The organism is Pseudoflavonifractor sp. HCP28S3_F10 (assembly GCF_052065415.1).
Taxonomy (GTDB): Bacteria; Bacillota; Clostridia; order Oscillospirales; family Oscillospiraceae; genus Pseudoflavonifractor_A.
In genome coordinates this window covers 17,914-36,188 of record NZ_JBQHUB010000011.1, presented here as the reverse complement: position 1 = coordinate 36,188, position 18,275 = coordinate 17,914, and the positions used below count along the sequence as shown (strand labels likewise).

Annotated in this window: 25 protein-coding genes and 5 tRNA genes; 20 read left to right on the top strand and 10 right to left on the bottom strand. The window is 58.0% G+C overall.

Annotation, left to right across the window (positions count from 1 at the left end):
* Positions 1 to 508: 508 nt before the first annotated feature.
* Both ACTNBZ_RS06645 and ACTNBZ_RS06640 read right to left on the bottom strand, forming a co-directional pair.
* A complete protein-coding gene (locus ACTNBZ_RS06645) occupies positions 509 to 1,681 on the bottom strand; it encodes a tyrosine-type recombinase/integrase (RefSeq protein WP_441208886.1) in 1,173 nt (390 codons plus the stop codon).
* A gap of 422 nt (positions 1,682 to 2,103) precedes the next feature.
* Positions 2,104 to 2,637 carry a helix-turn-helix domain-containing protein gene (locus ACTNBZ_RS06640; RefSeq protein WP_441208885.1) on the bottom strand — a complete coding sequence of 178 codons (534 nt, stop codon included), beginning with the start codon at positions 2,635 to 2,637 and terminating at the stop codon, positions 2,104 to 2,106.
* A gap of 146 nt (positions 2,638 to 2,783) precedes the next feature.
* Between ACTNBZ_RS06640 and ACTNBZ_RS06635 the strand changes: the two genes are divergently transcribed.
* From ACTNBZ_RS06635 to ACTNBZ_RS06560, 16 genes are all read left to right on the top strand, one after another.
* Complete coding sequence (locus ACTNBZ_RS06635; protein WP_441208884.1) at positions 2,784 to 2,984, top strand: helix-turn-helix domain-containing protein; 201 nt, start codon at positions 2,784 to 2,786, stop codon at positions 2,982 to 2,984.
* Between the two features lie 3 nt (positions 2,985 to 2,987).
* Complete coding sequence (locus ACTNBZ_RS06630; RefSeq protein WP_441208883.1) at positions 2,988 to 3,224, top strand: helix-turn-helix domain-containing protein; 237 nt, start codon at positions 2,988 to 2,990, stop codon at positions 3,222 to 3,224.
* On the top strand, positions 3,221 to 3,511 hold the full coding sequence (locus ACTNBZ_RS06625; protein ID WP_441208882.1) for a hypothetical protein: 291 nt from the start codon (positions 3,221 to 3,223) through the stop codon (positions 3,509 to 3,511). Before ACTNBZ_RS06630 ends, ACTNBZ_RS06625 begins: the two co-directional genes overlap by 4 nt.
* On the top strand, positions 3,508 to 3,774 hold the full coding sequence (locus ACTNBZ_RS06620) for a DUF6291 domain-containing protein (protein WP_441208881.1): 267 nt from the start codon (positions 3,508 to 3,510) through the stop codon (positions 3,772 to 3,774). The genes ACTNBZ_RS06625 and ACTNBZ_RS06620 overlap by 4 nt, the downstream gene beginning before the upstream one ends.
* 273 nt (positions 3,775 to 4,047) lie before the next feature.
* The gene (locus tag ACTNBZ_RS06615; RefSeq protein ID WP_441208880.1) at positions 4,048 to 4,326 is read left to right on the top strand and encodes a hypothetical protein; all 279 of its coding nucleotides are present in this window, start codon (positions 4,048 to 4,050) and stop codon (positions 4,324 to 4,326) included.
* 13 nt (positions 4,327 to 4,339) lie between these two features.
* Positions 4,340 to 4,606, top strand: a complete 267-nt coding sequence (locus ACTNBZ_RS06610; protein WP_441208879.1) for a hypothetical protein — start codon at positions 4,340 to 4,342, stop codon at positions 4,604 to 4,606.
* A gap of 230 nt (positions 4,607 to 4,836) precedes the next feature.
* Positions 4,837 to 5,034 carry a hypothetical protein gene (locus ACTNBZ_RS06605; RefSeq protein WP_441208878.1) on the top strand — a complete coding sequence of 66 codons (198 nt, stop codon included), beginning with the start codon at positions 4,837 to 4,839 and terminating at the stop codon, positions 5,032 to 5,034.
* Positions 5,031 to 5,213, top strand: a complete 183-nt coding sequence (locus ACTNBZ_RS06600) for a hypothetical protein (RefSeq protein WP_441208877.1) — start codon at positions 5,031 to 5,033, stop codon at positions 5,211 to 5,213. The genes ACTNBZ_RS06605 and ACTNBZ_RS06600 overlap by 4 nt, the downstream gene beginning before the upstream one ends.
* The gene (locus ACTNBZ_RS06595; protein WP_441208876.1) at positions 5,210 to 5,350 is read left to right on the top strand and encodes a hypothetical protein; all 141 of its coding nucleotides are present in this window, start codon (positions 5,210 to 5,212) and stop codon (positions 5,348 to 5,350) included. Before ACTNBZ_RS06600 ends, ACTNBZ_RS06595 begins: the two co-directional genes overlap by 4 nt.
* A 43-nt stretch (positions 5,351 to 5,393) precedes the next feature.
* Complete coding sequence (locus ACTNBZ_RS06590) at positions 5,394 to 5,771, top strand: ImmA/IrrE family metallo-endopeptidase (RefSeq protein WP_441208875.1); 378 nt, start codon at positions 5,394 to 5,396, stop codon at positions 5,769 to 5,771.
* Entirely contained in the window at positions 5,768 to 5,950 is a 183-nt protein-coding gene (locus tag ACTNBZ_RS06585; protein WP_441208874.1) for a hypothetical protein, read from the top strand. The genes ACTNBZ_RS06590 and ACTNBZ_RS06585 overlap by 4 nt, the downstream gene beginning before the upstream one ends.
* A gap of 160 nt (positions 5,951 to 6,110) precedes the next feature.
* Positions 6,111 to 6,545: a capsid assembly scaffolding protein Gp46 family protein gene (locus ACTNBZ_RS06580; RefSeq protein WP_441208873.1), complete on the top strand. Its 435-nt coding sequence runs from the start codon at positions 6,111 to 6,113 to the stop codon at positions 6,543 to 6,545.
* Between the two features lie 16 nt (positions 6,546 to 6,561).
* Positions 6,562 to 7,407, top strand: a complete 846-nt coding sequence (locus ACTNBZ_RS06575; RefSeq protein WP_441208872.1) for a hypothetical protein — start codon at positions 6,562 to 6,564, stop codon at positions 7,405 to 7,407.
* Positions 7,408 to 7,475: 68 nt separating this feature from the next.
* Positions 7,476 to 7,742 carry a hypothetical protein gene (locus tag ACTNBZ_RS06570; RefSeq protein WP_441208871.1) on the top strand — a complete coding sequence of 89 codons (267 nt, stop codon included), beginning with the start codon at positions 7,476 to 7,478 and terminating at the stop codon, positions 7,740 to 7,742.
* Positions 7,743 to 7,767: 25 nt separating this feature from the next.
* Complete coding sequence (locus tag ACTNBZ_RS06565; protein ID WP_441208870.1) at positions 7,768 to 7,959, top strand: hypothetical protein; 192 nt, start codon at positions 7,768 to 7,770, stop codon at positions 7,957 to 7,959.
* Positions 7,960 to 7,977: 18 nt separating this feature from the next.
* Positions 7,978 to 8,739, top strand: coding sequence for a sigma-70 family RNA polymerase sigma factor (locus ACTNBZ_RS06560; protein ID WP_441208869.1), 762 nt, complete (start codon positions 7,978 to 7,980; stop codon positions 8,737 to 8,739).
* A gap of 196 nt (positions 8,740 to 8,935) precedes the next feature.
* On the opposite strand, the gene ACTNBZ_RS06555 is transcribed toward ACTNBZ_RS06560, so the two are convergent.
* From ACTNBZ_RS06555 to ACTNBZ_RS06520, 8 genes are all read right to left on the bottom strand, one after another.
* Positions 8,936 to 9,011, bottom strand: a tRNA-Lys gene (locus ACTNBZ_RS06555).
* A gap of 39 nt (positions 9,012 to 9,050) precedes the next feature.
* A tRNA-Gln gene (locus ACTNBZ_RS06550) sits at positions 9,051 to 9,125 on the bottom strand.
* A 65-nt stretch (positions 9,126 to 9,190) separates the two neighbouring features.
* A tRNA-His gene (locus tag ACTNBZ_RS06545) sits at positions 9,191 to 9,267 on the bottom strand.
* 43 nt (positions 9,268 to 9,310) lie between these two features.
* Positions 9,311 to 9,387 (bottom strand) — tRNA-Arg (locus tag ACTNBZ_RS06540).
* A gap of 3 nt (positions 9,388 to 9,390) precedes the next feature.
* Positions 9,391 to 9,464, bottom strand: a tRNA-Gly gene (locus ACTNBZ_RS06535).
* A 133-nt stretch (positions 9,465 to 9,597) separates the two neighbouring features.
* A complete protein-coding gene (locus ACTNBZ_RS06530; RefSeq protein ID WP_441208868.1) occupies positions 9,598 to 11,109 on the bottom strand; it encodes a carbohydrate-binding domain-containing protein in 1,512 nt (503 codons plus the stop codon).
* A 158-nt stretch (positions 11,110 to 11,267) separates the two neighbouring features.
* On the bottom strand, positions 11,268 to 11,939 hold the full coding sequence (locus ACTNBZ_RS06525; RefSeq protein ID WP_441208867.1) for a C40 family peptidase: 672 nt from the start codon (positions 11,937 to 11,939) through the stop codon (positions 11,268 to 11,270).
* A complete protein-coding gene (locus tag ACTNBZ_RS06520; protein WP_441208866.1) occupies positions 11,917 to 12,351 on the bottom strand; it encodes a metal-dependent transcriptional regulator in 435 nt (144 codons plus the stop codon). Before ACTNBZ_RS06520 ends, ACTNBZ_RS06525 begins: the two co-directional genes overlap by 23 nt.
* Before the next feature lie 108 nt (positions 12,352 to 12,459).
* On the opposite strand from ACTNBZ_RS06520, the gene ACTNBZ_RS06515 reads away from it, so the two are divergent.
* The 4 genes from ACTNBZ_RS06515 (at position 12,460) to ACTNBZ_RS06500 (ending at position 18,244) form a co-directional block, all read left to right on the top strand.
* On the top strand, positions 12,460 to 12,744 hold the full coding sequence (locus ACTNBZ_RS06515; RefSeq protein ID WP_441208865.1) for a FeoA family protein: 285 nt from the start codon (positions 12,460 to 12,462) through the stop codon (positions 12,742 to 12,744).
* 26 nt (positions 12,745 to 12,770) lie between these two features.
* Positions 12,771 to 14,177 carry a ferrous iron transporter B gene (gene feoB / locus ACTNBZ_RS06510; RefSeq protein WP_441208864.1) on the top strand — a complete coding sequence of 469 codons (1,407 nt, stop codon included), beginning with the start codon at positions 12,771 to 12,773 and terminating at the stop codon, positions 14,175 to 14,177.
* A 1,425-nt stretch (positions 14,178 to 15,602) separates the two neighbouring features.
* The gene (locus ACTNBZ_RS06505) at positions 15,603 to 17,453 is read left to right on the top strand and encodes a dipeptidase (RefSeq protein WP_441208863.1); all 1,851 of its coding nucleotides are present in this window, start codon (positions 15,603 to 15,605) and stop codon (positions 17,451 to 17,453) included.
* A 110-nt stretch (positions 17,454 to 17,563) separates the two neighbouring features.
* The gene (locus ACTNBZ_RS06500) at positions 17,564 to 18,244 is read left to right on the top strand and encodes a DUF6305 family protein (RefSeq protein ID WP_441208862.1); all 681 of its coding nucleotides are present in this window, start codon (positions 17,564 to 17,566) and stop codon (positions 18,242 to 18,244) included.
* Positions 18,245 to 18,275: the final 31 nt, after the last annotated feature.

Here is an 18,275-nt window from a genome sequence, read left to right as displayed (position 1 = left end):
AAAAGGGTACTTTATTCCGGAAATGATACAGGGATAATATGGAAAAAGCCCGCTGGGCTTTTTCTGAGCTGGAAAGCATAATTACTTTCGAGGTACAGGCTTTCGGGTCCGCACCCAAAACCGAATCGAAGCCCAGCGAAGCGGGTTCGATTCGGAAAGGAGGAGCGACGGAACGAGTGAGAGACGATTTTTTATAAAAAAGTCGTCGCGAATGATATGCAGTCCGCGACGACGTGGAAAGCGTGATCACTTTCGAGGTAGAGGCTTTCAGGTCTGCACCCAAAACCAACCGCGAACCCAGCGAAGCGGATCGCGGTTGGAGAGGAGGAGCAGCGGAATGAGCGCACTCTGACTTTTTGTAAAAAAGTCGGAGCAAGCGATATGCAGCTTGCTCCGACGTGGTGACCCGTCGGGGATTCGAACCCCGGACCCACTGCTTAAAAGGCACAGTAAAAACAAGTAATACCAATGGATACAGGAGTTTTTGACCTGCATCTGACTTGCACGCCTATTCGTTCTCCACCTTTGATTGTCCTGATAGATAGGAATCCAACTTGTCTACGGACTTTCGTTTATGGATAGCATCCAGGTGTGTATAAATCCGAAGTGTAGTAGATACGTCGGCGTGTCCCATCTGGGCGCAGGCCTGGACCACATCGACACCGGCCAAATAGAGCAGCGTACAAAAGGTGTGCCGGAGCCAGTGCATTGTGATGGGCGGGATGGTCATATCAAAGACCTTCGGGCCGGGCTTTCCTGACTTCATGCGCTCAAGATCAGCGTGTGTCCTGGTCCCGTACTTGATATTCAGCTCCCGCATGTAAGACCGCCACAGCTTGACCCAGGCGGATTCTGTCATGACGCCGCCATGGGCGCTGTGGATCACAAGCACGTTGTCCCTGGGCATCTGTGCCATATAGTCCGCAAGCCTCTGCGGGATATCCACGGTCCGCATACCAGCGGCGGTTTTGGTAATGTGCCGCAGGCTTGGCACGCCGTTGGAATCGTATTCTATTACCTTGTTGACGGTGATCGTCCGCTCCTTCAGGTCCACGTCATTCCAGGTCAGCGCGGCCAACTCCCCGCGACGAAGGCCGGACAGCATCATGATGACAGCTACTGGCTGCGCCCGGTGTGGCGTGTCCCAGATCCATTGCTGTTCCTCATCCGTCAGGGCGCGGCGCTGCTCCTCTTTGCGGCCTACCGCTGTCAGCTGCACCTGTTCCGCCGGATTTGTAGGGATGACCCGGCCAACGGCCCGCCGCATGATTTGGCGGATGGCAGAGCGGTACAGGCTGATCGTGCGCTGTGAAAGACCCTGATCGGAAAGGGCAATAAGTACCCGCTCAATATCGTCGGCCCTCACCTGGCCGATCTCATAGCCTTGCAGCTCGTCCTCCCAGAGCCTGACGGCGCGGCGGTAGTTGTCCATTTGGCGGCAGGTGATATTCTCCCGCTCCTTCAGACGGAGCCAGTCATCCGCCCAGGTGCTGAAGCTGTCTCGCTGGGAAAGTACATCTAGGCCACGGCCCAGCTGGAGGCGGACGGCGGTCTCCTTCTCCTTCAGCTCCGCGGGGGATCTGGCATAGACGCTCTTATATTGCCGCTTTCCGTTCTCGTCCCGGCCAAGGTAGATCTGAGCGCAATAACGCCCGTCTGCCCGCTTTTTTGCTTTGGCCATATAAACTCCCTTCTTGCACCTTGCGCGCGCTTGTGGTACAATAATGGGCGCACTGGTGCTATGATTTGATCGTCTGGTATTTGTGCATCGCCTCTCTCGGTGTTGGTAGCGCCGGGAGAGGTTTTTTATTGCTTTCTGTCGGTCGATATGGTATTCTGTGTGTGGCGCTGCACAACGGCAGGCGGTTGGCCCACGCCACCCGAAAGGGGGTGGGGCTCATGCGGATTACCTTACATATCGGGCGGTTCACCGTTACGATCGTGGTAAAAAGCAGAAACCGCCACCCTGGCCGGTGACGGTTTCATAGCTTTGCTATAAACTCTTAACTGATCGGGGCCGACCGCTTGTCGCAGCGCCCTTTCTATGCTTATTATAGCCGTCACATGATAAATTGTCAACTGCCCTTGGCTTCGGCCTGGGGCTTATTTTTTGTCCTCTGTTGGCCTGTCATCGGGATCTGATACAGTAGTCTGAGGATCATGCGCTCCGAATTGAAGCTCAATCATCTTGCTCCACTGGCCTGTTTCCGCAAGGTGCTTTTCCTCCGGTGTCAAAGCCTCAAACCGTTTTGTATACTTTGGTATCTCTGTTAACTCCTCAACGCGCTCCACGGCCACAGACTGTCCATCTGTATTTAGTTTTGAAAATGCACCAATTAAAAAGTGTTCTGCCTTCGTAAAAGAATAACCATCAAGCTTGTGGTACACCCACTCCATTGCTGTTTGACCATCACTAATTCCAGCATCATAAACTTCTTTTTCTTCTTTGCTTAACAATTCATAAATAGAAACATCTAAAGCTTCTGCTATACGCCGAAGAGTTTCAATTTTTGGTGTTTGGGTACCGGATTCATATTTTCGTATTGCAGAATCAGCCATTCCACACCTTTCGGCCACCTGTTTTTGGGTCATACCTTTTTCAAGGCGAATAAACCGAATCTTTTCCCCAATTTTCATTTATCCACCTCCTAACACTAAATAGAATATCACATTGATCCGCTTTTGAACAGACCCAAATAAATCTTTTTTCGGTATTGACAGACCTGTTTGGGTTGTGATACAGTATTGATAGACCCAAACAGGTCTTTAATGGAGGTTAAAATATGAAAGTAAACCGTCAAAAGCTGGAGCTGGCAATGGCCCGGGCATGTATGAACACCGAAGATCTTGCAAAGGCCTCTCAGCTTCCCCGTCCGACACTGAACAACGCTATTGTCGGAAAGGGTGTGCGCCCCGGTACGATGGGGAAAATTGCCCGCGCCCTGGGCTGTGATCCGGCCGACATTCTGGAAGGAGTTGACTGATTTATGATGCAAAGGCGACCCAACAAGCCCCGCCGTGTGATCCACAGCGTGGATGAGCTTCCTGTCCTTTGCGACTGCGCAGAAGCCGGGCTCTTGCTCCGGCGGAATCCCGAGGTAGTGGCAAAGATGGCCCGTGACGGCGTTCTGAAAGGCGCCAAGCAGGGGCAGAGCTGGTACTTTCGCCGGGATGACCTGGTAGAGTACATGGACAAGCTTTTCTGCGGGGAGGTAGTGCAATGAAAACCACTCTTGATATCCAGGTCCGGGCGTTCCCGGTCCGTATCCACGACCACAGCGCCGGCACCGAGCGGGCAGAAACCATTGTCCTGACCAAAGAGCACCTTCAGGCCGCCCAGCTGGTGGGCCAGAGCAGCAAGGAGCTCATCCATCGTATCTGTGAGCGCGCTGGCTGCTCCGTGCTGGAGATCGGAAAGCCGGAGCACCGGACGGTATCCCTCAACCTGGAAGAGCTGTACAAGGCCTATTCTCTGCACCAGCTTGGAAAGCGGGAGAAGGTGGAAGTTTGAGCGAAAAAGAAAAAGAAGCACCTGGTTACATGACGTACAGGGAAGCGGCACTAATGTTTTCACTTATGCCGGACGTGGAAGCCGCCAAAGCAATCAAGGCAACCGTCAATTACTATCTCTATGGAACGGTGACCGATCTTGAGGGCGTGGCTGGGAAAGTGTTCGACATTATGAAAGCTGACATAGACCGAAACAACGAGAAGTATAAGAAGATTGTTGATCGGAATAAAGCAAACATAAACAAGAGGTGGGGAAATACATAACACATTTGCTTTCCATTCGTATTCCATTGGTAAACCAACCGAATACAAACAATAAACCCTAAACTATAAACTATAAACAAAAACTCTAAGTCCAAAATATAAAAGGGCGGGGGCGGTGCGCCCCGCGCACCCTTATAAAATGGATGCTGACGCATCGACCACCTCCGCCATTTTGAAAGGACAGATATTTTGCTTTTTGATTTTGACAGGTTTTCAAAGATCGCGGCCAGCGTTTACACACAGGGAAACCCGTACAGCCTGGAGGATTGCCTGATGGTATTTCGCCTGTATTTCCAGAAATACGAGGAGTATATGGGTCACCCTCACCCGCCTATTCGTGTGTCACAGGTTGCCCGGATTATGCAGGATATGCCGTGGCTTCATGCTGATCATAGCTTGCCTTTTGGTGATATTTTCCCATGTGTTTATAAATATCTAATCAACTTGCATTTTAAGACAAAATACCGACACTGTGATTACAACATCAACCACTTCTTTTCCGGGAGAATCCGGGAGTTGCGAATGCATGAAGCCGATGCCGGGTATGAGTAAGGACGGTATAAATATGGGTCGTAAATCACAAGCAAAGGGCCGGGGCGGTGATCTGGAGCTTTCACGGATCCTTCAGGGCTACGGATACCCTGTTGAGCCTGGACAGGCCGTAAGCTATGGAGCCACGCCGGACTTGACCGGCCTGCCCGGCGTACATATCGAGTGTAAGTGGGCGGAGCGGCTGAACGTGGGCGAGGAAATGGCACAGGCCATCCGGGACGCTGAGAAGTTCAGATTTGATCATACCCCGCCACCGGAACAAACTGAGATATCAACTTAGTTCATTACAACTATTATTATTTTGGAAAGTAGAGTATATCCATTGCGCCGCAAGGCTTTCTGAACTTTCCATGGAATAAGTCTTATTTAAGAATGTTGAATTTTCTTCTTTTGAACTTTCCACGGAGAAAGTTCATGGAAAGTTTAAACCGCTTGCGCCGCAAGACTTTGCTTCAACTTTCCCAAATAAGCGGATATGTAATGGACAGTGAGAACGAAAGGAGATTGAACATGTTTTATCTGAAGCACAAAGGCACCAGGCTTGAGATCGGCGAGGATAACGTTTACACCACCTGCCCTAAGTGCGGGAAGGAGCACAAGGTGGATATTTGTGATATTCTCGGCGGCGGTGATGCTGATCTGTACGGTACAAATGTCTATTGCCACGAGTGCAGCGTGAAGCGGGATGATGAGGTAAGCACCCGATGAATAAACCGATCTGCCCGCTGCTGTCGGCCGGTTCCGAATATGATTTTATATCATGCGAGGGCGACCGCTGTGCATGGTTCTACGGTGACCACTGTGCCGTTATGGAGATAGCAATGAACACCGGCGACATCCAGAACGTGGCTGACATGATTGATTATCATGGAGGGATGGGCGAATGAGCTATTACCGAACATGCCCTTACTGCGGCGCCAACCTGGATCCGGGCGAGCGCTGCGACTGCCCGGACAAAAAAGAAGCCGCCCAGGGTGCTACCAACACCAAGGACGGCAAAGAGGATCAGAGAGCTACCAACTAACTGACCACCCCTATTTTAGGGGACAGAAAAGTGAGTTGTCAATATGAAAAAAATTGATTTTAATAAAATCTGCAAAGAGTACGGTATCCGTATATTCTCCTACCAAAGCCTGCGGAAAGAGAACAACGGCTTTCTCGAAAGCCACAAGGACATAGATTCCGTTATGCGTGAGAGTTCCGGATTCAGCTTCGCCTTTGGCGGAAATCATCCTGTAATTGTTTTTGACGCTGACCTGGATGATCTGGAGATCCGCTACACAATAGCCCACGAGCTGGGGCACATCCTGCTCGGACACCTGAGATTCAGGACAGACGTCAAAGAAAAGATGCCAAATTTCGCAGAAACAGAAGCAAATATCTTTGCCGCTGTGCTTACGGCGAACGATATTCTCTTCCGGTATGGTCAGGAGAAAACCACATGAAGATCACCATTGCCTACTTACCAGAGGAGCAGGAGGAGGCCGCCGCTGATCTGGTGGCCCTCCGGCAGCTCCACCCCCGCCTGAAGGTACACAAAAGCGACGCTCACCCGCCCTTTAAGCACATCTATTTGACCATTCCGAAACCCGGAATGCCTACGGACACATGGAAAAGCACTTGACCAGCGGCCCATGGTGTGGTACAATTGTTTCAATGAAATAGGCATGAGTACCGCCCCGAGGGGTTAGCCGTCAACAGACAGGCATGGGAAACAGCTTCACCGCTGTTCTCATGCCTGTTTTTTATTCAGCCGAACTCACGGCGTAAAACGGAGGTATGACATGAGCGAAAACATCAAGATTACCCAGCCGGAAACCACTCACCCGGAGGACAACGGGGCCGTAGCCGGCAAGACATTCACCCAAGAAGATGTAAACAGAATCGTATCTGAACGCCTGGCGCGAGAGCGCGACAAAGCCGCCTTGGAGCGTGCCAAAGAGGATCCGCTGGAGCAGAGGGAAAAGGACCTGTCCGCCCGTGAAGCTGCCATGTCCTGCAAGGAGTATATCCGGGAGAAAGGATACCCGGCCGCCCTTGTGGACGTGTTTGACACTTCCGATGCCGATAAATTCAAGACCCAGGTTGACAAGATGCTGGAATTGTTCCCGGACCTGAACCCGGCCGTACAGGCAAAGACCCCGGTCATCGTTCGTGGAACCGGATCCGGCGGGGGCTCCCTCTCTGATCGGATCGCGGAGGCGTTCAGGCACAAGTAAGAAAGGAGCCTGACAAATGGCAGTTGATTTAGTAACCAAGTTTTCGCCCCATGTGGACGAACAGTTTTCCACGGAGAGCAGGAAGGCCCTCCTGACCAACCAGGACTTTGACTGGACCGGCGCCCACACGATTAAGGTCTACAAGGTCACCACCGCCGGCATGAACGACTACGGACGCAAGGGGCCCGCCGAGGGCAATTGGAGCCGCTACGGCGCTGTGGAAGCCCTGGATGCCACCACCGAGGAGTTCACGCTGAAGAAGGACCGCTCCTTCACCTTCGCCATCGACAAGCTGGACACCGACGAGACCGCCCAGCAGCTGGCTGCAGCCTCCGCTCTGGCCCGACAGAATCGGGAAGTTGTGATCCCCGAGGTTGACGCCTACACTTACGGCGTCATGTGCGCCGGAGCCGGCAACAAGCCCGCCGCCGTGGCCCTGACGGCCGAGAACATCTATACGGAGATCATCAAGGCCTCCACCGTCATGGATGACGCCGAGGTCCCCGAGACTGGCCGTGTTCTGGTGGTGACTCCTGCCACTTATCAGCTGATGAAGAAGTGCAAGGACATCACCATGGATACCGACGTGGGCAACGAGCTGCGCCTGAAGGGCGTGATCGCCATCGTTGACGGCATGAACGTGCAGAAGATCCCCGCCAACCGCCTGCCCGCGGGCTTCGGCTTTATGGTGGCCCATCCCTGCGCCTGTGTGGCCCCCACCAAGCTGGAGGAGTACAAGGTGCACCAGGACCCGCCCGGAATCTCTGGCGCTCTGGTGGAGGGCCGTATCTGCTATGATGCCTTCATTCTGGACAACAAGGTCAAGGCCATCTACTACCAGGCCGTGCCCACCGAGGGCTAATATGTGACCCAGCAGGGGACGTGTTGGCGGCAGCCTGCGCGCCCCCTTTTTGTATAGGGAGACGATATATGAAACAGATTGACCGCCTCCTGATCGAGGCGAAAAAAATGGCCGGGTACATCGAGAAGGAGCTGACCCTTGCAATGATATGGCAGGATGGCCATTTATGGACCTCTACGGTCCATCTGTGGGACCGGGTACAAGGACATAGACCAACCGTTGAAACCACCACACACTCCACCGAGGAGGCCGCCATGGAGTATATCAACGCTTTGTCGGAGAAATACCCAAACAGCCGGGACGTGGTGGTCATCGTTGACGATATTCCGGGGTGATGATATGGCACGGAAGCGGCTAAAGATGACCACGCCCAGAGAGACCCGGAAGGCCGTTAACCGAATCGCAAATATGCTGCTGAACGGTGAAATCGACGCCAAGACGGCCAACGCCATTCTGTATGCTGCCAATGTGACACTTGGGGCCATCCGTACCGATGAGCAGCAGACCAAGATTGACGAGCTGGAGAAGATCGTGAACGGGATGCAGAAATGAAAGGTTGTGCTCTGAGCTATGAGCAATGAAGAACTGGTAGAACGCACCCAGGCCGGGGAGCGGGACAAGCTGCCTGCTCTGTGGGAGCAGGTGGAGAAGTTCGTGGCAATGCAGGCTAGGAAGTGCGCCCGCCGGCTTGATGGTTTCGGCGGAGTGGACGAGGAAGACCTGTACCAGTCCGGTTTCCTGGCCCTGGTGGATGCGGCGGAACGGTTTGACTCATCCGCCGGTAGCTCCTTCATTGGTTTCCTGGCTCTGCGCCTGCGCTCTTACTTCGCGGAAGCCGCAGGCTATCGGGGGAGCCGGAGGGATATGTTGGATTACGCTTCCGGCCTGGATGACCCAATCCCCGGCACAGATGACCTTACCGCGGCGGACAGCATAGAGGACCACGCCGCCCAGGCGCCGTTTGAGGACGTGGGGGAACTGGAGTGGCGGGAACAGCTCCATGAGGCCCTGGAGCGAGCGCTTATGCTCATTCCGGCGGAACAGGCGGCCACACTGCGCCGAAGGTTCTACAACGGGAAAACCCTGGCGAAGATCTGCGAGGAAGACGGGGTATATCCCGAAACAGTTCGGCAGAGGGAGAACAAAGGGCTGCGGTCCATCCGCCGCTCCAGTATGGGCCGGGAGCTGGCGCAGTTCATCGAGTTAAAGACGCCCTATTATTCCGGTGTGGGCCTTGGGGCGTTTCGGCGTGGCGGCAGTCAGCCGGAGCGGTTGTCCATTCTCCGGGAGCGCTTGGCGGAGAGGTGCATTGACCGGGATTGGGAGGAGTGAATTTTCCACCGTCATTTCCACCACAGTTAAACCGGAAATGCGATTGCAAAATCCGCCAACATGGGGTGTTGGGTGACTTGCATTTTGACTTGTACGGCCCCAAAAAATGCGTTTATTTTCCATTCAATTTTCCGAATACTGGATATGTCAAGAGAAAGAAAAAGTCTTAGAACCATTGCGGCTCTAAGACTTTATCTGGTGACCCGTCGGGGATTCGAACCCCGGACCCACTGCTTAAAAGGCAGTTGCTCTGCCGACTGAGCTAACGAGTCATATGATATATCTAAAGGAGGAGAAACCTCCGGAAAAGCTGGCTGGGATGGCTGGGCTCGAACCAGCGAATGCGGGAGTCAAAGTCCCGTGCCTTACCACTTGGCTACACCCCAATAGGGAGGCGCTTCAAAAGCGAAGGGCCGGAGCGGCCCCCCCCCCCCTTCCGCCTTGAGTCGTATGGGGTGGGTAATGGGACTCGAACCCACGACCCTCGGAACCACAATCCGATGCTCTAACCAACTGAGCTACACCCACCATATTGACAACGCAGGGACTTTCTGACCGTAAAGACGGTCCATGGTACGCCTGAAGGGACTCGAACCCCTGACCCACTGCTTAGAAGGCAGTTGCTCTATCCACCTGAGCTACAGGCGCATATGGAGCGGGTGATGGGAATCGAACCCACGCGACCAGCTTGGAAGGCTGGGATTCTACCATTGAACTACACCCGCATGGGCTGCGGACGTCTTAGCGATGTCAGCTTGCATATGATAGCATGAAGCGCCCGCATTGTCAAGAAGGATTTGAAAAAAACCTGTAAAAAAGCGGTGGAGCGGGGGATATCCCGCCCCACCGCAAGGGGGGTCAGCTTTGCTCTTCCACAGGCGCGGGGGAGACCTCACCAGTGGACTGGGGAGGCGTCTGTCCCTTCATGTCCTCCGGCGGCTGAGCGCCGTCAGGGCGCTGGGGGCGCTCACCCGGCTGGGCGCCGTCAGGGCGCTGGGGGCGCTCACCCGGCTGGGCGCCGTCGGGCCGTTCCGGACGCTGGCCGTCCGGGGGCTGTGCACCCTCAGGCAAATCACGGGGCGGCTGTCCTCCGGGGCCTCCACGTCCGCCCTGTCCCATATTCTGCTGCTCCTCGCCGTCCACCGTGAGGGTATAAGAGCCGTCGGCGGTGAGCTCAGGCGCGGAAAAGACCACAGAGCTGTACTCCTTCTCGGTGGTGTAGGACAGCAGTTCTTTGCCTTCGCTGTCGTTGATGACCAGGATGGAGCCGCCCTCCTGGACGTCAGCGAGGCTCCAATTCAGAGAGGCCTGGGCGGAGGTACTGTCGATGGGGTCGCTCCGGCTGCCCAGGGCCAGGATATGGCCGCCGTTGAGCACGATGCCCAGATCGGAGTCCAGGCCGCCGTCACCGGTGCGTCCGTTGGCCAGCGAGACGATCTCACCGCCGTTGATGACCAGCCAGCCGTTGGAGTCGATGCCGTCGCCCTCCTCGCCCAAGCCGGCGTTGATGTACAGCTTACCGCCGTTGACGGTGGTGACGGACACGCCGTCCTCGTTGGTGTTGATACCGTCGTTCTGGGACTGGATGGCGATATTGCCGCCGTTGATGGTGAGATGGAGCTCAGAATCCAGTCCTTCATTGTCAGCGATGATGTTGAGCGTGCCTGTGCCCTCCTCACCACCATTCAGGTTCATACTCATTTTGGAGTAGAAGGCGCCGTCGTACTTGTGGAGCTTTTTGTCGGTGCCCTCCTGATAGATTTTGGCCACATAGGAGCCGGTGATGTTGTTCTCGGAACCGTCAGCCAGGATGACGTTGGCGCCGGCAGCGGAGGTGTCCACTGTGGCGGAGGCGGTCTCGCTGTCGGCGGAGGCGCACTCATACACCCGATAGAAGATGACTGCCGGGGCCACGGTGCAGGTGATGTCGGCCCCGTCCAGGATCAGGGTGACCACAGCCTCCGGGTCCTCCTCGGCCCCCTCGCCCAGGTCCACGGCCAGCTGGCCGGCGGAGAGCGTGCCGCTGACCCGGTAGACGCCGGGCTGGGTGATGGTGACCACCGTGTGGGCGGCGGCCTCTTCAGCGGTGTGGGCGTCCTCCTGGCCGCCCTCGCCGTAGGTCTCGTCATGGCCGTCCTCGTAGTAGACGATACCGGCGCCGGTGTAGACGGCGGAGGCGGGGTCGGTGGAGGCGGAAGCGCCGTCCACCATAATGCCGCTGTCCGACAGGACCACTTGGGTCACGGCGGCGTCATCGGCGGCCCCGGCGGAGGGGGAAGAGGTGGGAGTCGCGGCGGGGGCGCCGCCGCAGGCGGCCAGGGATAGTACAAGTGCCGCCGAGAGCGGCACGGATAGCCAGTTTGCTTTCATGGGAGGTCTCCTTTCCGGAAATGGGATGAGCCGGGAGGGGTTTCCCACGTGAGTGCGGGTCCCCGGCTGTCAGAAACAGGATACCGGAGAAACCTGAAAATAATCTGAAATTCTGGAAAACGAATTGTAAACAAAGGGTCTGCTCCGGGCGGAAAAACTTACCGCTCCATGGCAGCCAAAAGGACGGCAGGACGGCCGGCCAGGGTGAAACCGGCTGCTGCTGCGTCCTCTGTGACCACCACGCCCCCCAGGCTGCGGGAGCAGTGGAGCACGGCCAGGGCGCCGTCTCCGTTCCGGCCCGCCGCCAGTCCCACATGGGACAGGTCAGGGAAAAAAACCAGGTCGCCGGGCCGGGCCTCCGCCCACGCTACGGGGGTGCAGTGGGTGTACTGGTCCCGGACCCCGTTACCGATGCGCCCGGAGCCCTCCGGGTCCTCAAGAGCGTTGACGGCGATCCAGGTGAGATAGCCGGAGCAGTCCAGACCAAAGGGCATTATCCGGCCGGTGTCGCCGCAGCCGGGGGCGGTGACCCGGGCGGGGGTTCCCCAGCGGCTGTCCCACCCCAGGGCAGTGGATTTCCCGCCCCAGAAATAGTCCACCCGGCCCACCAGGGTGCAGGCAGTCTCTACCAGGGCCCGCCGGGAGGGCTCCAGATCCCCGGGCAGGGCGGAGAGCAGGGCGGCGGCCCGGGGATGGAGCGTGGGCGCGGGCGGGGGCGTTTCCTCAGGGGGGCGGAGCAGGACCATGGCCAGCAGGAGCAGGAACAGCCCGGCCCAGAAGGAGGCCACCGGGGCGCGGGGGCGGCGTCTATCCCTTCTCTGCCGTCTCATCCAGCCAGCGCTCCAAGTTGTGTACGCTCTCCCGGCTCATGTAGTGCTCCACCCGCTCCACCTGCTCCAGCTGGTCGTCCGAATGATTGAGACGGCAGAAGAACCGGTGGAGCACGTCGTGCCGGTGGAGAAGATAGCGTCCCAGTTCCCAGCCAGGCTCGGTGGGCTGGATGAGCCCGTATTTTTCAAAGAAGACAAGCCCCATGTCCCGGAGCTGATAGACCATCTTGGAGGCCGAGGAGGGCCGCACGTTGAGCAGCCCGGCCAGAAAATTGATGCGGACGTAGCCCTCGCTGCCGGCCTGGCGGCAGATCATCTCCAGATAATCCTCCATGGCGGCGGTGAGGGGGGCATGGCTCCGTTTTTGATAGCCGGTCTGGGTATAGAAGGCGGGAACGGGCGTATCGGCCATGGCAAGTCCTCCTGAACAGCAGTCACCCCCGCGGGAGCGCGGTAATAACATGAGGGTGTGGAAACAAAGTTTCCCGACTCTAACATGTATGTCCGGAGGATCTGAGATATGCGGAAAGAAGGAAGTCTGGCCGCCCTCCCGGTGGGAGCGGGCGGAAGAGTGGAGCGGGTGGAGGGCTCGCCCTCCATGCGGCGGCGGCTGATGGACCTGGGACTGGTGCCCGGCACCCGGGTGACCTGTGTGGCGGTGAGTCCGGCAGGGGACCCGGCGGCCTACCGGATCCGGGGCGCGGTCATCGCGCTGCGGGGGCCGGACGCGGCGGGAGTGCGGCTGGAGTGCGGGGAGGGCTGCCCGGACCGGCTGGGCCCGGCAGTGCTGATCGGATGGGACTGACCCGGGCGTCCACGGGACCGGGGGCCGTGGACCGAACGGGGGAGCCCCGGAGCGGGCGGCCCGGCGACCGGGTGGTGGCCCTGGCCGGCAACCCAAATGTGGGCAAATCCACCGTGTTCAACTACCTGACTGGTTTGAGGCAGCATACAGGGAACTGGCCCGGCAAGACGGTGGCCACCGCCCGGGGCCGGTGCGAATACGGCGGGTATGAGTACGTACTGGTGGACCTGCCGGGGACCTATTCTCTGCTGGCCCACTCGGCGGAGGAGATGGTGGCCCGGGATTTCCTGTGCTGGGGCGGGGCAGACGCCGCGGTGGTGGTGTGCGACGCCTCCTGCCTGGAGCGGAACCTGAACCTGGTGCTCCAGACCATCGAGCTCCAGCCCCGGACGGTGGTGTGCGTCAACCTGATGGATGAGGCCCGGCGCCGGGGGATCACGGTGGATCTGGAGGAGCTGTCCCGGCGGCTGGGCGTGCCGGTGGTGGGGACGGCGGCGGGCCGGGGAGAGGGGACGGACGCCCTGATGGCGGCGGTGGAGCGGGCGGCGGACGGGGAAGTCCGGGGCCGGCCGCCCCGCTACCTTCCCCCGATTGAGAGGGCGCTGGAGCCGCTGACCGCCCAGCTGGCGGGACGCTGCGGCCCGGTGCCGCCCCGCTGGGCCGCCCTGCGGCTGCTGGCGGGGGACGAGGAAGCACTCTCCACCCTGGCGGACCGGCTGGGCCGGGACCTCCGGGAGGAAGAGGGGACGGCGGAGTGTCTGGCCCAGGCCCGGGCGGAGCTGGCAGCGGTGGGGCTGGAGGGCCAGGCCCTGGGCGACCGGCTGGTCTCCTGCCTGGTGTGGGCGGCAGAGGACCTGGCCCACGCCGCCGTCCGGGAGGAGGGGGCCGGGGACCGGAGGGACCGGCGGCTGGACCGGCTCTTTACCAGCCGGCTTACCGGCATCCCGGTGATGCTCCTGCTGCTGGCGGGGGTGTTCTGGCTCACCATTGCCGGGGCCAATTATCCCTCCCAGCTCCTGTCCGGCCTGCTGTTCCGGGTGCAGGACGTGCTGACAGAGGTCTTTGCTGCTCTGGGCGCGCCGGAGTGGCTCCACGGCGCGCTGGTGCTGGGGGTCTGGCGCACCCTGGCCTGGGTGGTCAGCGTCATGCTGCCCCCCATGGCCATCTTCTTTCCCCTTTTCACCCTGCTGGAGGACCTGGGGTATCTGCCCCGGGTAGCCTTTGTGCTGGACCACGCCTTTCAAAAGGCCCATGCCTGCGGCAAACAGGCCCTGACCATGTGCATGGGCTTTGGATGCAACGCGGCGGGGGTGGTGGGCTGCCGGATCATCGATTCGCCCCGGGAGCAGCTCATCGCCATGCTGACCAACAGCTTTGTGCCCTGCAACGGGCGGTTTGCGCAACCGCGCAAAGGGCAACAAAGCATGTGCTGAGATCCGTGTGGAAACTGGCCAGGCGCAGTCATCTCAAAGAGAAACGAAGCTCTGGATTGCGGCCGCATGGAGGCCGTAAGGCCTTTGCGGCGGGCGTCTATAAAGCCATATGAGCAGGAAAAAGCCCCCTTGCCGCCGGATGGAGCGGCAAAGGGGCTGCTTGTTTCAGGGATACGTTCTGCCGGACGGATATGGCCGTGCCGGCCCGGCGGCTGCGGGGAAGGTTATTTGATGATCCCATCGTGTTCCCTTTCACGGAGAGATCCCAGGATCCGGTCGATAACAGCCGCCTGCTGTTTGCTGCTCAAAGATGATTCCCGCAGCTTCCGCCCGATTACCTCCACATGAAATTCATTGACTTTGCCGGAGCGTGAACCAGGACAGGGATGATCCGGAAGATGTATGACAACGTGCTGGATACAGCTTTTCCTCATGCCCTCCTCCTCAGCGGCCAAATATTGCTGCCTGGCCTGGAGAACATATGAGCATCGGTACCTGGTTTATGCAGGCGTGGAAAGAGATCCGCTGCCTGTATCGTTTCGTATGGAACGGTATCGGATGAAACGGAATATTCACCACTGGCGGACATCCTGCGGCGTTTCGGTGCCGGCGCCGCGTGCCTCCACGCCATGAAGAGCGGGGAGGCCGGGCCTTCAGCAGTGCATGGAACAGGTGTGACCTTTTGCGTGATTTTGATGATCTATAAAAATTCCAAAAAGAGGAATATTGTGATATAAATTCTAGTTAATAAGGAATTAAATGTAATATAAAGAGGAGAGATTTTATAATCAACAGTTTTTTATAGAAAAAGTCGCAATTAGGGCTAGCCTTTTTTGTGGAAAAGTGGTATGCTTAAAAAGTAATTACAGTAACATAAATTGGAAATTTGGTTTGTGATAATATGTGGGAAACCAAATAGATGTCCTGACGGATGCAGGACGGCTGCGATTTTCCGGCTGACGGGCAGGCATCATGTTTCTCAGATGGGAACACTGAGGAGTGATTTGCTAAAACAAAAAATACGCAAAATTTCATGAATCAGGGGCGCCCCTGATTCATGCTCTATTTTCAATAGAGTATGAATATCCTTAGATGATGCAGGCTTTGCCGGTACGGACCGGCTAGCGGAATTTTTGTTTTTTGACAAGTCCTGAAGTATTTGAGCGGATCGATCTGTCCCGTGAAACAGGGAATCATCTCTGTTTTGCGGGGCTGACGATATATCCCCGGAAACGTTACAAAACCAGAAAATGAAATGCAAGTTGAAGTATGCATGAAGAAGGGAAAGAGGGGAACCCCAAAGATCTGATCACAATGATCAATGCATAAGGTTCGACGATGCAGGAAGGATGGTGAGGAAAAGCAGACGACACGATTTCCGCGCAAAGAAATACTGTAAAGGCCTATAACGCGAAGGAGGAAAACATGAAAAGCATTTTCAAGAAAGTGATTTCTCTGACAACGGCTTGCGTGATCACCCTTGGTACCGCGGTAAGTGCCAGCGCCTGTACGACCCTGGCGGTCGGCAAAGACGCCTCTGATACCGGCGCTGTTCTGGTGTCCCATACCTGCGACGGCTGGTACGACCACCGGATCCAGATCGTCAAGGGCGGCAAGCATGCCGCCGGCGAGATGGTGGACATCTACAACGATCCCTGCACCGCCACCAAGAACGAGCCCACTCTGGTGGGCCAGATCCCCCAGGCTGAGGAGACCTATACTTACTTCAACACCGGCTACCCCTTCATGAACGAGAAGGGCGTGGTCATGAGCGAGTTCACCTGGAGCGGCCGCGACGAGGTCGGTACCGCTGACGGCATGATGGTCATCGCCAACCTGGAGATGCTGGGCCTGCAGCGCGCCGCTACCGCCCGTGAGGCCGTTGAGGTCATGGGCGCCATGGCGGAGAAGTACGGCTACTGTGACGGCGGCGAGTGCCTGCTGGTGGCCGACCAGAACGAAGTGTGGATCTTTGAGGTCTGCGGCGGCGGTCCCCTGTGGACTCAGGGCAGCGAAGCTCCCGGCGCCCACTGGGCGGCCCGCAGAGTGCCTGACGACCAGGTCTATACCGGCGCCAACCGCTCCCGCATCGGCGTGATCGACTTTAACGACACCGAGAACTTCATGTGGTCCACCGACATCACCGCCCTGCCTGCTCAGATGGGCTGGTGGTCCGAAGGCGAGGAGTTCAACTTCACCAAGATATTCAACCCCGAGCCCTACGGCTATGAGTTCTACGCCAGCCGCCGCGAGTGGCGGGTGTTCAGCCTGCTGGCTCCCTCCCAGGACTTCCCTGTGGTGGACCGCCAGACCCACTATGACTTCACCATCGTCCCCGACGAGCTGGTCTCCGTCCAGGATATCATGGACATTTACAGCGATCACCTGGAGGGCACCGAGTATGATATGACCGAGGGTCTGGCCGCCGGTCCCTTCGGCAACCCCCACCGTTGGCAGGTCCCCGGCAAGATGAGACCCGAGGAGCTCGCCAGTGAGGACTGGGAGCGCGAGATCGCCCAGTTCCGCTGCTCTTACAGCTTCGTGGCCGAGCTGCGTCCCGACATGCCCGGTGAGATCGGCAGCGTGCTGTGGTTCGGCGAGGACTGTCCCGACACCACCGTCTATACCCCCATCTACGCCGGTACCACCGAGGTCCCCGAGGCCTGGTCCACCGGTGACCGCAAGACCTTTGACCAGAGCTGCGCCTGGTGGGCCTTCAACTTCATCGGCAACTATGCTCAGCTGAACTGGGACGCCATGTACCCCGTCATCCGTGAGAAGAAGGCCGCCATCGAGGCCGAGTACTTTGCCGAGCAGGCCGACGTGGACGCCAAGGCTCTGGAGCTGTACAACACCTCCGGTTCCGATGCCGCCCGCGCTTACCTGACTGAGTACGTGAACACCAACCTGAATGAGCTGAACGACGAGTGGTGGGCCTTTGCCTGGCAGCTGGTCGGCACCTACTATGACGGCATCCATATCGAAGAGGACGGTTCTTCCACCACTCTGGGTTATCCCGCTGACTGGCTGGAAGAGGTTGGCTTCGGTTCCACCAGCATCGCCGACAAGGCCAAGCTGAACGGCGAGGAGCCTGCGCCTTCTGAGGAGCCCGCCGCCTCTGAGGAGCCTGCTCCCAGCACCGCTCCCAGCACTCCCTCTGAGGCTCCTGTGAACACCACCTCCAGCAACTCCACCGCTCTGGTCATCGGCTCCATCTGCGTGATCGCCGCTGCCATCGCCGTGGTCGTCATCCTGCAGAAGAAAAAGAAGAACTGATCGGAATCATAAGACGGTCCGATAGCAAATCAAAACCAAGCCTTGGTCTCCCTGCCGCACAGCGGCGGGGAGACAGGGCTATCCCTATGACCTATGAGGAGATTTATGTCATGAAGAATAGCAAAAAGCTGATTTCGTCCCTGCTGGCCCTGGGCATGGTCATGTCTCTGGCCGCCTGCGGCGGAAGCGGTTCCAACGCTCCCGCCTCCAAGGCTCCTGAGGCTTCCGCCCCCGCTGCCAGCGCCCCCGCTGCCAGCGCCCCCGCTGCCAGCACCCCCGCCGCCCCCTCCGGCGGCAGCGCTGAGTTTGACGGCAAGATCCATGGCCCCTTCCTGATGACCACCTGCGGACAGAGCACCGGCTCTGTCATGCTGCACATGGTGGCTGGCCAGATCGGCGCCACCTCCACTGACGATCACACCCTGTCTGTGGATAATTTCTCCGCTGGCGACGCCAAGACCCTGATCGTCACCACCGGTACCAGCGGCAAGGGTATGGGCGCTGCCGGCACCGATGTCAACGACGAGATCGACCGCTGCACCGCCCTGATTCAGGCCGCTAAGGACGCTGGCATGACCATTGTCTGCGCCCATGTGGAGGGCATGTCCCGCCGTACCGACGCCAACGACCAGGCTTCCATTGATGCCATCATGCCTCTGGCCGACGTCATCATGGTGGTGGAGGAGAGCGACAGTGACGGCCTGTTCTCCAACTATGCCAAGGAGCACAATATCCCCATCATTACTGCCAAGGATGCCCTTGGCATGAGCGAGTACATGGCCGCGGAATAAACTATCCCGCGATTCTTGTTCAGGACCGCGG